This window comes from Chryseobacterium defluvii (assembly GCF_014204415.1).
Taxonomy (GTDB): Bacteria; Bacteroidota; Bacteroidia; order Flavobacteriales; family Weeksellaceae; genus Chryseobacterium; species Chryseobacterium defluvii_A.
On sequence record NZ_JACHLE010000001.1, the window covers coordinates 808,765 to 822,054 of the forward strand.

Genomic DNA, 13,290 nt, shown 5'->3' on the forward strand with positions numbered 1-13,290 from the left:
AGCGCTTCAGGAAATGAAGATTGAAATGGGGGATTAGCTCATCTGGCTAGAGCGTTAGACTGGCAGTCTAAAGGTGACGGGTTCGATCCCCGTATCCTCCACAAGGATAATTAATTCGGTTATAAAACTATGAAGAAACTTTTTTTACTTTTATTAATTGCGTTTTCATTCATTGGTTGTGATTCTTCAGAAGAAGAAAATATCTATGATTATATCGGAACCTGGTCCGGTACTTATGATGGCAGTGAAAAAGGAACATGGAGTTTTGTGGTAGCCAGCGATGGCAAAATAACAGGAACCATGCATTCTGAACCTACTAACGAAAACTATAATATTTCGGGTAATTTAGATACTTCAGGACAATTGAATGCCGTAATAGGATTACCATCAGACGGGGAATTCACAGGAACTCTGACGATCGATAAAAAAGGGAACGGAACCTGGAGAAATTCAGTACCTACTCCGGACAGATCTGGTTCATGGACGGGAGAAAAAGAATAAAGAATAATTTTCAATATATAAGCCTGTAAACTGAGTTTACAGGCTTTTTTATTTTACACGAATCCCATATTAATAATCCTGCCATCTTTTCTCAGCACGATAAAATGCAGCAAAGGATCATCATCTGAGAAATGTTTTTCAAAAACAACTTCAGTCTGCTGTGGCTTCACTGGTATTCTTTCCACTTTGTGCTCCGTCAGATAATTCTCAAAATCTATCTTTAACGTGAGAATTTCAGTTTCATCTGCTGAAAAACCTTTATTCAGATGCAGACTTTTATTCCATAAGCCTAATGAGATGGAGGCTTCTCCACCTAAATTGAGGATTTTTCCAAACTGAAATTTTTTAAGAGCTGATTTCCCGATATCGGTGGCCAGACCATTCGGTATGGTTCTTTTTCCTCTTTCAGAAATCAAATCATAATCTTTGATCTCTGTCATCACCTTCGCAAATTTTTGATAGAGTAGTGGATCCTCCGCCTCTCTGATATAAGGGTCAAGAGCCTGTCTTATTATTTTCCCGGTTTTGGAACAATGCCCGAATTCAGAACTGTTCTGCCGTACTTTCTCATAAGCAGGATTCTTTTTGAAGGCAGTTTTACTGAAACCGCTTTTCTTCCGGACTACATTTTTCCCATTAAGAGTATAGAAAACCAGATCTCCGACAGAGCCTTTAAGCTTTATAAAACTTTCATATGTAGCCATAACAGTAAATTGAAGTCAAATATAATGATATTTAATGAAATACAAAATTTTAACATATATTTATAGTATAGTTATAGTATAGTTTATATATAATTAAAATATAAGTAGTATATTTGTAAAAATAATTATTACACTCTTAAAATCAGATAGATATGGAACCTGGTTTGATTCTAAAAAATATAGGAATAGGACGATTATCCGCTTTACTGATAGCATCCTCAATTGCCTTTTCATGCGGGAGCTCTAAAAACGTATCAGAGAAGAAAAGCCATACTACAACAAAATCAGTAGCCAAATCTGAAAACCTCAGAAAGCTTGATTCAGGTTTCAGCGGAAATATTTCAGGTTCTGTAAAGGATATTTTAAAAGATGCTGAAAAATATATGGGAGCTCCGTATAAATTCGGAGGAAATACTTCTTCAGGATTCGATTGTTCTGGTTTTACGGTAAAAGTATTTGAAGAAAACGATTTAAAACTACCCAGAAGATCATCTGATCAGGCAGAAACAGGCAAAAAGATTGATATCAGGGACGTAAAACCGGGTGATCTGTTATTCTTTGCCACTGCTGGTGGAAGCCGGGTATCTCATGTAGGTATTGTTCATGATATCGGAGATGACGGCGAGATCAAATTTATTCATGCATCCACTTCAAAAGGGGTAATTATTTCCTCACTCAACGAAAAGTACTGGAATAAGGCTTATCTTCATGCCCAAAGAGTTCTATAAAAAATATCAGAAATAAGAATTAAAAAATCTGTGTACATCTGCCAAATCTGCGGGATTTCATCTTGGAAGTAAATAAAGTTTTGCTTAAGTTTTTTGTATCTTTGGCACACATAATTTTAAACAAGAAACATGTCATTACAGCAAACTATTGAAAATATTTGGGATAACAGAGACTTATTGCAAAATGAAGACAGCCAGAAAGCCATCAGGGAGGTGGTATCTTTACTGGATTCAGGAGAACTTCGTGTAGCAGAGCCAACAGAAAATGGATGGCAGGTAAATGAGTGGGTGAAGAAAGCAGTGGTGATGTATTTCCCGATCCAGAAGATGGAAACCATTGAAGTAGGCCCATTTGAATTTCATGACAAAATTCCTTTAAAAAGAAATTATGCGGAAAAAGGAGTAAGAGTTGTACCTCATGCTATTGCAAGAGAAGGCTCTTTCGTGGCTTCGGGAGTGATCATGATGCCTTCTTATGTCAACATTGGAGCGTATGTGGATTCAGGGACTATGGTTGATACATGGGCAACTGTTGGAAGCTGTGCACAGATCGGTAAAAATGTTCACTTAAGCGGTGGTGTAGGGATCGGCGGTGTATTGGAGCCTTTACAGGCTGCTCCGGTGATCATTGAAGACGATTGTTTCATCGGTTCAAGATGCATTGTGGTAGAAGGTGTACATGTGGAAAAAGAAGCTGTACTGGGAGCAAATGTTGTACTGACCGCCTCTACAAAAATCATTGATGTTACAGGAAACGAACCGGTAGAGATCAAAGGAAGAGTACCTGCCCGCTCGGTAGTTATTCCGGGAAGTTACACTAAACAATATCCGGCAGGGGAGTATCAGGTTCCTTGTGCCCTGATCATCGGGAAGAGAAAGGAGTCTACGGACAAGAAGACCTCCCTGAATGATGCACTAAGGGAAAACAATGTAGCAGTTTAAATCAAGCTAAAACTAATACCCACACCGTTTTGAAAGAGAAATTCTTAAAATTCATATTAAACCCTAAATACATATTTGGGGTTTATCTTATTATATCCGTTGTTACTGCGGTTTCCAAATATCTCAGGGGAGACTACGCCATTAATAATTATCTGATCTTTAAAAATGTATTTTTCAATACCATCCATCAGAAAAACTTATTCATCCATTACCCGGATCTCTATTTTGACCTGAATCATTACGGGATCTTCTTCAGTGTACTTATCGCTCCGTTTGCGGTGATGCCCGACTGGATGGGGATCTCCCTTTGGAATTTAGCCAATACTTTCCTCTTTGTGTATGCTATTTATAAACTGCCCTTTTCAGATGGTAAAAAGGCTCTCTTCGGATTATTTTGTTTACAGGAATATATTACGGCAGCTTTAAGTTTACAGTTCAATGTGGCTTTAACAGGGCTTTTACTGCTTTCAGCGGTTTATATTTATGAAAGGAAAGAAGTAAAATCAGTAACGGCAATATTAGTAGGGATATTTGTGAAGATTTATGGAATAGTGGGGTTTACCCAGTTTTTTTTCATTCAGAATAAAAAGAAATTCATTCTTTCAGGGATTGCCATTGCGGTATTATTTTTTGTAATTCCTATGATGTATTCCGGGCCTCAGTTTGTATTGCAGAGCTATGCGGACTGGTATCATTCCATTATCGAGAAGAATAATGAGAACCAAGTATTGGGCAATATGCAGGATATTTCATTGATGGGTTTTTTCAGGAGGATTTTAGGAGATGCTTCTATTTCCAATCTGGTTTTTCTTGCTGTGGGATTACCTTTATTTGCTTTACCTTATATCAGGATAAAACAATATAAAAACTATGCATTCCAGCTTATGATCCTGGCTTCAACTTTATTATTTTTAGTATTATTCAGTTCAAGTTCAGAGTCGCCTACTTACATTATTGCGGTTGTAGGAGTAATGATCTGGTTTTTCCTGCAAAAGCAAAGAAATCCGCTCATCATAGGGTTGCTTATTTTCGTGATTATTTTTACATGCTTCTCAACATCAGACCTGTTCCCGAAATGGGTAAAACACGATTACATCATTAAGTATTCCTTAAAAGCCGTACCTTGCATTGTAGTTTGGCTAAGAGTGGTCTATGAACTATTAACCAAAGATTTTGAAAAAGATTACAGTTTGAATTAATATATGAAGAAAATTTCCATTGTCATTCCTGCCCATAACGAAGAAGGAAACGTTGCTCTGGTTCATGAAAAAATAAAAGAAGTTTTTTCAGGATTAAGCAATTATGATTTTGAGATTATCTTCGTGAATGACGGAAGCAGGGATAATACCCAGCAGAAGCTGGAAGAACTCTCCGAAAAATTTGATGAAGTAAAGTTCATTGAATTTTCAAGGAATTTCGGACACCAGCCTGCCGTGAAAGCCGGTATGGATCATGCCCACGGAAATGCAGTGATCTCAATGGACGGCGACCTGCAGCATCCGCCGGAACTTATCCCCGAAATGATCAGAAAGTGGGAAGAAGGCTACGATGTGGTCTATACAGTAAGAACCTATCCTAAGGAAATATCTTATTTCAAAAGAAAAACTTCGGACTTTTTTTATAAACTCTTATCCAGCCTTTCCGATGTAAACCTTACCAAAGGAGGCGGTTCGGATTTCAGGCTGCTAGATGCCAACGCTGTGGAAGTGATGAGAAACTTCAACGAAGATGACCTGTTTTTGAGGGGTCTTACCAGCTGGATGGGCTTTAAACAGACGGGTATTGATTTTACCGCAGCAGAAAGAATGTCAGGAGAAAGCAGCTATAACCTGAAAAAAATGATCCGGTTTGCTTTTACGGGAATTACGGCTTTCAGTGTAAAGCCTTTATATATTGCAGCATATCTGGGATTTTTATTCTCAGGGATCTCAGTGGTAGGATATGCGCTGTATGTCATTTATGCATTCATGGCTAAAACGGAAATATCCGGTTGGGCTTCACTGATCATGACCATCGTATTTTTCGGGGGATTACAGCTGATCATCCTTGGAATTATAGGAATTTATTTAGGAAAGATCTTTAAGCAGGTAAAAGAAAGACCTAACTATATCATCAAAAATAAAAGCTTTTAAAATGGTATTATTGAGTTTTGATATTGAGGAGTTTGATATGCCATTGGAATATAAAGGCGAAATATCCTTTGAAAAACAGATCTCCATCTCACAGCATGGATTGGAGAATATTTTAGATATCTTAAAAAAGCATCAGGTAAAAGCTACTTTTTTCTCAACAGTGGTTTTTGCTGAAAACAGCAGACATTTGATAGAAAGATTATTGAATGAAGGGCATGAACTGGCTTCCCATACTTGGTTTCACTCTGAATTTGAAGAAAAACATTTAAAAGAATCAAGGGAAAGACTAGAAGAAGTATTCTCTACAAAAGTAACGGGATTAAGGATGCCCAGAATGATGCCCGTTAACGAAAAAGCCGTTGAAACAGCAGGCTATTCCTATAACTCATCCATCAACCCGACTTTTCTTCCGGGAAGGTATAATAACCTAAAAGTACCAAGAACTTACTATGACGAAGGAAACGTAAGACAGATCCCGGCTTCGGTTTCTCCCAATTTCAGGATTCCGCTGTTCTGGCTGAGCTTTCATAATTTTCCTTTGTCTTTCTATAAAAAACTGGCTTCGGACGTTTTGAAGAAAGATAAGTATCTCAATATCTACTTCCATCCGTGGGAATTTTCAGAAATAAAGGATGAAGCATTCAGGCTTCCCGGCTTTACTACAAAAAATACGGGTAAGGAAATGGTAGAAAGATTTGATGAGTTTGTAGGCTGGCTTAAAAGTAAAAATTATACTTTCGGAACCTTCCAGGAATTTCAAAAACAATTGGAATCATGAAAATTGCTTTTGACGCAAAACGATTTTTTCACAATACTTCGGGTTTGGGTAATTATTCCCGGGACCTGGTAAGGATCCTGGCGAAATATTTTCCTGAAAACGAATATATGCTTCTCAATAAAAACCAATCGGAAAGAGGCAAGGATATTCTCGAAAATCAGAATATCCGTTTTTTAGAAACATCCAAAGGAAGCATGTCGCGCCAGTTTAAAATGGGAAAAGATGCCCAGAAAGCAAAAGCAGATATTTTCCACGGATTGTCCGGTGAGCTGCCTCTGAAATGGAACAAAACACCCATCAAAAAAGTAGTAACCATCCACGATCTGATCTTTGTGAGATATCCGCAGTACTATTCTTTCTTTGACCGGAAAATCCATTTCTGGAAATTCAGAAAAGCGGCTCAGAATGCTGATAAGATCATTGCCATTTCAGAACAGACCAAAAAAGATATCATCCATTACCTGAGAGTTCCGGAAAGTAAAATAGAGGTCATTTATCAAGGATGCCATCAGGCTTTTAAAGAACAGCAGAGCGAAGAATTTATTCAGCAGGTCCGGCAGAAATTTAACCTTCCTGAAAGATTCATTCTAAATGTCGGAACCATTGAAGACCGCAAAAATCTCCTGAACATCGTAAAAGCTGTTAAAGAAACAGATATTCCATTAGTTGTTGTAGGTAAGAAAACAAAATATTATAAAAAAGTAGAGACATTCATCAGGAAGAATAATCTGGAAAAGCAAATCAGTTTCCTTGAAAATGTTTCAATGAATGAGCTGGCCGTTATCTATAAACTGGCTGATATTTTTGTTTATCCAAGTTTTTTTGAAGGTTTCGGGATTCCGGTAATAGAAGCCCTTTTCTCAAAAACAGTTGCCATTACCAGCAATACAGGCTGTCTGCCCGAAGCGGGAGGGAAAGATTCTGTTTATATAGATCCTCATAATTATCTTGATATCCGGTCAAAAATAAAATTCCTGTGGAATAATGAAGCCGAAAGAAAGCGCCGAGCGGATAAAGGTTTCGAGTTTGTTCAAAAATTTAATGACGAAGTTATTGCGACAGAATTGATGAATTTTTATCAAAGGATTTTTTTGGAGAAATAAAGGTTCTTAAACGCAAAGATTTAACTTGTTAATCCTTATTTTGAGTTAGCAAAGATTAAATCAATTTCCAATTGACTTAAATTAAGCACGTGCATTGCAGTCAGCTTAGTCAGCAACTTTATTGCGTTCTTTTTGCATTCCTAGAATTAAAAAGCTCTAAAAAAATCTTTGCGTTATTTCCAAATTCAGATTATTTTAATAACAGTACCATTATAAAGATTAAGCCCCGCTTCCGCGGGGCTTAATTTTTATTTCTCAATCAAAACTTTTCTCACCATAGTCTGATCACCAGACTTTATCTTTAAGATATAAGCTCCTTTTTCAAGACCGGAGACATTAATTTTGGTTTCATTGTCTCTCTTAAGCAGAGAATGACCGACCAAATCTGTGATCTCCGTACTAAAATTCTTTACATTTTCCGGCAATTCAATGTTCAGAGTGTCCTTAGCCGGATTAGGATATATCTTAACAGATTCCAGATTACTAAGCTTTTTTTCTTCTGTCCCCAGCAGAGTAGTTGAAGCTACAGCAAAATGCTGAAGAGCACCGACCGCGCCTTTTCCTACATTGAAAATATAGGTAGGGTCTGTATTGGCAAAAGTATCATTGGCAGTATGGGGATAATTGCTTCTTATTTTTTCAAAATATCCCGTTATTACTTCACCTTTGGATTCAAAAGGGATATAATCTGTATCTTCAGCTTCATCTATATCGGTCAGTAACGGAGAGTATAAAGTGGTACAGGTAACCAGTTCCTGGGTTGCGGCAACCGAAGCTGCCGTATTATTAGGATTTCCGCCCATATCTTCATCACAATAAATAGTATTATTGTTGTTTCCCATTTTACCGCCTACCTGATCCAGGTTGAATACCAGCTTTATATCCAGCACGCGGGTGCTTCCCTGATAAGCTACTGTATTCGCATAATGGGCACTTCCTCTCAACCCTTGTTCTTCACCCGAAAAATGGATGAATTTAATAGAATATTCGGTGGGAATATCTTTTAAGATTCTTGCCGCTTCCAGGATAATAGAAGTACCGCTGCCATTATCATTCACTCCCGGGCCGTTAATAGTGTCAAAATGCCCACAAATGATCACATACTTATTAGGATATAGTGTTCCTGTTTTTGTAATAACCAGGTTCTTAGAGTTTATCGTGTTTCCTAAAGAAGTAAACGAGAAAGGGTCTTCTACGATCTGGCTTGCAGCATAGCCATATGACAGATACTTATTTTTAAGCCATGTCAGAGCATTGGCATTGTTTGCAGATCCTGTGGTTTTTACACCTAAACTGGAAAATTCCTGCAGATTGGTTGTAATATTGGTTTGTGAAACCAAATTCACCCTGTTCTGATAAGCCTGGATGAAAGCCTGGGCCTGTAAAGCATATGCTCCCAGAGAAAAGAGTAGAAGAGTGGTTATTTTTTTCATTTAGACAGAAATATTTAATGATCTTTATGATTTTAACAAAATTTCAGCAAATGTAGTAATAAAAAAGTCCTGAGCAAAACCCAGGACCTGATTTACTATAATTGACCAAATTATTTTTCTATAATGATTTTTCTGGTAACACTTTCGTCATTTAGCCTTATAATGCACATATAAGTACCATTGGCCAAACCTGAAATATCAATTTTTTCCTGATTTTCAACATTCAACAAGGAACGTCCGCTCATATCCGTAATCTCTATATTGAAATCTTTACTCCTTTCAGGAATCTCTACATTAAGAATATCTTTGGCAGGATTAGGATATACTTTTATGGATTCCAGCTTATTTGATGTGATATCTTTAGTATCCAAAATGCTTGTGGCAGCCACAGCAAAATGCTGAAGAGCTCCTACAGCCGCTTTTCCTACATTGAACACATAAGTGGGGTCTACATTGGCAAAAGTATCACTTGAGGTGTGGGGGTGTGGACTTTGGACATTCTCGTAAAATCCTGTGATGATCTCATTTTTATTTTCAAACGGCATATAATCAGATGAATAAGCAGATGTTATTGCAGTCTGTAATGGTGAATATAAAGTAGTACATGTAGCCAGCTGCTGTGTCATTGTATTGGATGTAGCATTATTTCCCGTTTGCCCTCCGTTATCACGCTCACATTTGATCGTATTATTGGTATTCCCCAGTTTACCACCCACCTGGTCCAAATTGAATACAAGTCTTATATCCAGCATACGGGTACTTCCCTGATAAGCTACATTATTGGCATAATGACTGCTTCCTACAAGGCCTTGCTCTTCTCCCGAAAAATGGATGAATTTGATAGAGTATTCCGTAGGAACATCTTTTAAGATCCTTGCAGCTTCCAAAATGATAGAAGTTCCGCTTCCATTATCGTTAACACCGGGACCGTTGATCGTATCATAATGTCCACAGATAATTACGTAGGTATTAGGATATACCGTACCCGTTTTGGTAATAATCAGATTTTTGGATGTTGTGCTATTATAAGTGAAAGGATCTTCCACCATCTGGCCGGCAGAATATCCGTAAGAAAGGTATTTATCCTTGATCCAGTTTAAGGCACTGGTATTATTCGCCGAACCTGTAGTTTTAATCCCCAGATTTCCAAAATCCTGCAAATTGGCAGTGATGTTTGTCTGCAATATCTGGTCAGCTCTGTTTTGATAGGCTTGGATAAATGTTTGCGCAAATGTAAGATTGGCTAATGATATTACAGAAAGTATAAAAATTTTTCTCATCATGAAAATGTTATGACTGTTTAGAATAAGTTACCAAATTTAAATAAAAAATTCATAAAAACATTTATTCTTAGTTGTTATTAGGAATTTATAATAATATAATTTTTCTCTTCAAAAAAAATTATATAGCTGAATATTTTTAAGATAACTGTTAAAAAAAATATTTATACCTAAATTTTATAAAAAAATACAGATTATAATATTTTTTTATTTTTACACTTTAAATAAAATTACATATGATAAAGAAATCTATTTCTATTATTTCTGTGCTTTCCGCTTCGTTATTTTTTGCACAAGATATTAAAACCAAAAAGGATAAAATCACTTTAAACGATAAAGAAATTGCAAAATTTACTGAAACTAAGAAAGTTTATACCATTTATGATCTCGATGGCAAAGAGTTGGTAAAAATTAAGCCCAATCTTCATGTTTTCAATGAAAATAGAAGAACTATATATTATGAGGTTACTTCTCCTGATAATTCCCAATCTGTATCCTTGTATAATAAAGGAGAGAAAGGGTCTATTTCTTTAGAGAAAAAATTCCTTTACGACTTTACTTTGGGAGAATATAAATTATTTACTGAATCTGGAGTAGATCAGTCAGTTATTGATACAATGCTGGCCTCCAATTTAAATGTGAAAGCAGAACTTGAAGGAAAAGCTGAAGAATTGAGAGGTGAGGAAGACAAAATGTTTGATTTACTGAAAGCTTCTAAAATTGACTTTAATGATAAAGGGGAAATTTTAGTTAACAGAAGTAAAAAAATTGGTTCAATCGTTAGAAAGAAAAATCAGAATGGAATAAGTTTAATTTATGAAATTTATAATAAGAATGGTGATCTGATTGGGAAATGGTATGAATTAGAATCCAATGTTTTATTTAACGGGCAAAAATACCCCTCTGTAAATAACGAGCTATTGCTTACGAATGGGAAGAATTATTCAATTTCAAAATCGCGTTCAAATGCAGGAATGTCGTTATCAATGGATAAACTCGCCCAGCTAATTACGGCCTATGCATTTAATGAACAGCTATTGTAAGATGAGATATTTACCCTAAATTTCTGTCTATGGTTTTTTAGATAATACATTTAAATAAAAACAAAAAATAAATCCCGGAAAAAACTCCCGGGATTTATTTATATTGATAACAAAAAATTCTACATTATTTTACTTGATCTACAACAGCTTTGAAAGCTTCAGGATGATTCATTGCTAAATCTGCTAAAACTTTTCTGTTAAGCTCTACGTTGTTCTTTTTAAGAGCTCCCATAAACTGAGAGTAAGACATTCCGTGTTCTCTGGTTCCCGCGTTGATACGAGTGATCCAAAGGGCTCTGAAGTTTCTCTTTTTCTCTTTTCTACCACGGTAAGCATATTGCATTGCTTTTTCTACCGCGTTTTTAGCTACTGTCCAAACGTTCTTTCTTCTTCCGAAATAACCTTTAGCCTGCTTAAAAATTTTCTTTCTGCGAGCTCTTGAAGCTACGGCATTTACTGATCTTGGCATAATTTAAATTGTTTTTTTGAAAAGGGCGGTAAACTGTTTCATTACACTTATCTGCTCCGTTTCAGGGTTAAAAATTCTGAATTTGTTTTTAATTCTTATAAACCGGATTATAGATTTATAAAAACTACTTAATGGCTAATTGACGTTTAACACTTTTCTCGTCCACAGCAGCAACATAAGAAGTTTGCGTAAGATTTCTCTTTTGCTTAGTTTCTTTCTTTGTCAAGATGTGGCTTTTGAAAGCATTTTTTCTTTTGATCTTACCAGATCCGGTAAGAGCAAAACGCTTTTTAGCACCTGATTTAGTTTTTAATTTTGGCATTGTTTTGCTTTTTTTGTTTTTGTTATCAATATTTAAGCATGCAAAGATAAGAAAAATCTCAATAGGATCATTTAATTTGAAGAGCAATTATTTATATAATATTCAATGAACAGCGCAGGTTATATGGAAAACTATTTCCTATTTTAAGATTTGAAAAATTCCAACAGATCTTTATTGATCGTTTCAGCTTCTGTAGTAGGCATACCATGAGGAAAACCCGGGTAAGAAATTAATTTCCCGTTCTTAAGCAGGGTAGCAGCCACTTTCCCGGTAGTTTCAAACGGAACGATCTGGTCATCTTCACCATGCATGACCAGTACAGGGATGTCCACACTTTTAAGATCTTCTGTAAAATCGGTTTCCGAAAAAGCTTTAATACAATCATAATGGGCTTTAACAGATCCCATCATTCCCTGCCGCCACCAGTTTCTCTGAATCCCTTCCGAAACATTTGCACCCTCTCTGTTGTAACCATAAAAAGGAAAGGTAATATCTATGAAAAACTGCTGCCTGTTTTTAGCTGTATTGTTGCGAATATCATCAAAAACAGATATCGGGACACCATTGGGATTATTCTCGTTTTGAACCATAATTGGGGTTACCGCACTTATCAAAACCGCTTTTGCCACTCTTCCTTTACCATGCTTTGCCACATATCTTATCACTTCACCACCGCCTGTAGAATGCCCGACGTGAATTGCATCTTTTAAATCCAACGCCTCAACTATTTCTGCAACGTCCGATGCGTAAGTATCCATATTATGCCCTTCAGCCACCTGGGAAGATCTTCCGTGTCCTCTTCTGTCATGGGCGATTACTCTGTAACCCTGTTCCAAGAAAAAAAACATTTGTGCATCCCAGTCATCACCTGATAATGGCCATCCGTGATGAAAAAACACAGGTTGCCCTTTTCCCCAGTCTTTGTAGTAAATCTCTGTTCCGTCTTTTAATGTAATTGTGCTCATTTTTTTTGTTTTTAGTGTTATTAATAATGAAATATTGATCACTTTTTCTGAAACAAAGGTAGAGCTAAACTTTGAAGGGGATCTTAACCTAAGTTAAATTTTGGTTATTATAATTAAACACAAAGATAAAAAGGTTAACAGTGGATGTTGAGGAACAAAGATTTGCGGCTTTGCCGATGATTAAGCTTGATGGATATTATTTTGCTGACTTAAAAATGTTGTGTTTAAAGATCAATCTTTGCGTTCCAATAAATTCACTGTATAAATAAAAAAACCTCAAATTGCTTTGAGGTTTATTATACGTTTGCAGAATTGAATCTGCATCAATTATTTTGCTGCCTTTTTAGGACTCATCATCATGATCATTCTTTTGCCTTCCAGCTTAGGTAACTGATCTACTTTTCCTACATGCTCCAGTTCCTGGGCCAGTTTTAAAAGCAGGATCTCACCCTGATCCTTAAAGATAATCGAACGCCCTTTAAAAAATACGTAGGTTTTTAATTTTGAACCTTCTTCAAGGAATTTTTCAGCATGCTTTTTCTTGAACTCATAATCGTGGTCATCGGTCTGAGGCCCGAAACGGATCTCCTTCACCACTACTTTTACCTGCTTAGCTTTAAGTTCCTTCTGTTTTTTCTTTTGCTCATACAAGAACTTTTTATAGTCCAGTATTCTTGCAATAAAAGGTTCTGCTTTGTCGGAAATTACCACCAGATCCAATTCCTGGTCTGTCGCAATCTGTCTTGCTTTATCAATCGGATAAACTCCCGGCTCTACGTTATCGCCCACCAAACGAACTTCCCTTACTCGGATTTTATCGTTGATCATGTGTGCGTCCTCCTGTACCGGACGTCTCTGTGGGCCCCTGTTGTTAAATCTTTGTGCTATTG

General features: G+C 36.5%; 15 protein-coding genes and 1 tRNA gene. 9 read left to right on the forward strand and 7 right to left on the reverse strand.

Annotated features, from left to right (window positions below):
* Positions 1-27: 27 nt before the first annotated feature.
* A tRNA-Ala gene (locus tag HNP38_RS03625) sits at positions 28-101 on the forward strand.
* A gap of 28 nt (positions 102-129) precedes the next feature.
* Positions 130-501: a hypothetical protein gene (locus tag HNP38_RS03630; RefSeq protein ID WP_184184600.1), complete on the forward strand. Its 372-nt coding sequence runs from the start codon at positions 130-132 to the stop codon at positions 499-501.
* 53 nt (positions 502-554) lie between these two features.
* Here HNP38_RS03630 and HNP38_RS03635 read toward each other — a convergent pair whose 3' ends face one another.
* Positions 555-1,205: a hypothetical protein gene (locus HNP38_RS03635; protein WP_184184603.1), complete on the reverse strand. Its 651-nt coding sequence runs from the start codon at positions 1,203-1,205 to the stop codon at positions 555-557.
* A 152-nt stretch (positions 1,206-1,357) separates the two neighbouring features.
* On the opposite strand from HNP38_RS03635, the gene HNP38_RS03640 reads away from it, so the two are divergent.
* The 6 genes from HNP38_RS03640 to HNP38_RS03665 all read left to right on the forward strand — a co-directional run bounded on the left by HNP38_RS03640 (position 1,358) and on the right by HNP38_RS03665 (position 6,888).
* Entirely contained in the window at positions 1,358-1,933 is a 576-nt protein-coding gene (locus HNP38_RS03640) for a C40 family peptidase (RefSeq protein WP_184184606.1), read from the forward strand.
* Between the two features lie 129 nt (positions 1,934-2,062).
* On the forward strand, positions 2,063-2,875 hold the full coding sequence (locus HNP38_RS03645) for a 2,3,4,5-tetrahydropyridine-2,6-dicarboxylate N-succinyltransferase (protein WP_184184609.1): 813 nt from the start codon (positions 2,063-2,065) through the stop codon (positions 2,873-2,875).
* A gap of 29 nt (positions 2,876-2,904) precedes the next feature.
* Positions 2,905-4,074, forward strand: coding sequence for a glycosyltransferase family 87 protein (locus HNP38_RS03650; protein ID WP_184184612.1), 1,170 nt, complete (start codon positions 2,905-2,907; stop codon positions 4,072-4,074).
* Positions 4,075-4,077: 3 nt separating this feature from the next.
* Entirely contained in the window at positions 4,078-5,007 is a 930-nt protein-coding gene (locus HNP38_RS03655; protein WP_184184615.1) for a glycosyltransferase family 2 protein, read from the forward strand.
* Position 5,008: 1 nt separating this feature from the next.
* A complete protein-coding gene (locus tag HNP38_RS03660) occupies positions 5,009-5,785 on the forward strand; it encodes a polysaccharide deacetylase family protein (RefSeq protein WP_184184619.1) in 777 nt (258 codons plus the stop codon).
* Positions 5,782-6,888 (forward strand): glycosyltransferase family 4 protein, encoded by a 1,107-nt coding sequence (locus HNP38_RS03665; RefSeq protein WP_184184622.1) that lies wholly within the window; start codon positions 5,782-5,784, stop codon positions 6,886-6,888. Before HNP38_RS03660 ends, HNP38_RS03665 begins: the two co-directional genes overlap by 4 nt.
* 248 nt (positions 6,889-7,136) lie before the next feature.
* Here HNP38_RS03665 and HNP38_RS03670 read toward each other — a convergent pair whose 3' ends face one another.
* Complete coding sequence (locus tag HNP38_RS03670) at positions 7,137-8,321, reverse strand: M28 family peptidase (protein WP_184184625.1); 1,185 nt, start codon at positions 8,319-8,321, stop codon at positions 7,137-7,139.
* A gap of 110 nt (positions 8,322-8,431) precedes the next feature.
* The gene (locus HNP38_RS03675; protein ID WP_184187541.1) at positions 8,432-9,601 is read right to left on the reverse strand and encodes a M28 family peptidase; all 1,170 of its coding nucleotides are present in this window, start codon (positions 9,599-9,601) and stop codon (positions 8,432-8,434) included.
* Positions 9,602-9,837: 236 nt separating this feature from the next.
* On the opposite strand from HNP38_RS03675, the gene HNP38_RS03680 reads away from it, so the two are divergent.
* Positions 9,838-10,644 carry a hypothetical protein gene (locus tag HNP38_RS03680; RefSeq protein ID WP_184184628.1) on the forward strand — a complete coding sequence of 269 codons (807 nt, stop codon included), beginning with the start codon at positions 9,838-9,840 and terminating at the stop codon, positions 10,642-10,644.
* A 124-nt stretch (positions 10,645-10,768) separates the two neighbouring features.
* Here the strand turns inward: HNP38_RS03680 and rplT are convergent, their stop codons facing one another.
* The 4 genes from rplT to infC form a co-directional block, all read right to left on the reverse strand.
* Complete coding sequence (rplT, locus tag HNP38_RS03685; protein WP_122547227.1) at positions 10,769-11,113, reverse strand: 50S ribosomal protein L20; 345 nt, start codon at positions 11,111-11,113, stop codon at positions 10,769-10,771.
* Between the two features lie 124 nt (positions 11,114-11,237).
* The gene (gene rpmI / locus HNP38_RS03690) at positions 11,238-11,435 is read right to left on the reverse strand and encodes a 50S ribosomal protein L35 (protein ID WP_184184631.1); all 198 of its coding nucleotides are present in this window, start codon (positions 11,433-11,435) and stop codon (positions 11,238-11,240) included.
* A 143-nt stretch (positions 11,436-11,578) separates the two neighbouring features.
* Positions 11,579-12,400: an alpha/beta fold hydrolase gene (locus HNP38_RS03695; RefSeq protein WP_184184634.1), complete on the reverse strand. Its 822-nt coding sequence runs from the start codon at positions 12,398-12,400 to the stop codon at positions 11,579-11,581.
* Between the two features lie 327 nt (positions 12,401-12,727).
* Positions 12,728-13,228, reverse strand: coding sequence for a translation initiation factor IF-3 (gene infC / locus HNP38_RS03700; protein WP_184184637.1), 501 nt, complete (start codon positions 13,226-13,228; stop codon positions 12,728-12,730).
* Between the last annotated feature and the right edge of the window lie 62 nt (positions 13,229-13,290).